Origin of the sequence: Corallococcus praedator, assembly GCF_003612125.1 — a bacterium.
In the GTDB taxonomy this organism is placed as follows: Bacteria; Myxococcota; Myxococcia; order Myxococcales; family Myxococcaceae; genus Corallococcus; species Corallococcus praedator.
Map to the genome: position 1 here is coordinate 1 of NZ_RAWI01001464.1, position 383 is coordinate 383.

At 65.0% G+C, this 383-nt stretch carries 1 protein-coding gene; it reads right to left on the reverse strand.

Translation table 11 applies throughout. From position 1 onward, the window contains the following. Positions 1-383 (reverse strand): response regulator (locus D7Y13_RS44910; RefSeq protein WP_244222519.1); only part of this gene is annotated, 383 nt, incomplete at both ends.

The following is a 383-nucleotide window of genomic DNA, read 5'->3' on the forward strand; positions in this document are numbered from 1 at the left end:
GTTCGCGGGGTTCGAAGGGTTTGGCCATGTAGTCATCGGCACCCAGTTCCAGGCCGATGATGCGGTCGGTCGGTTCGCAGCGCGCCGTCAGCATCAGGATCGGGATGTCCGAGGTGCTGCGCAACCAGCGGCACAGGGACAAACCGTCTTCGCCGGGGAGCATCAGGTCCAGCACCACCACGTCGAAGGTCTGGTCGCTCAGGGCCTGGCGCATCTGGGCGCCGTCGGTCACGCCCTGGGCCTGAATGTTGAAGCGCGTCAGGTAATCGCACAGCAGCTCACGGATCGCCACGTCGTCATCGACGATCAGGGCGCGCACGGCCCAGCGCTGCTCGGTCGAGCTCGTTTCGGAGGTGCTGTCGGGAAATGCCTGCATGGTACGT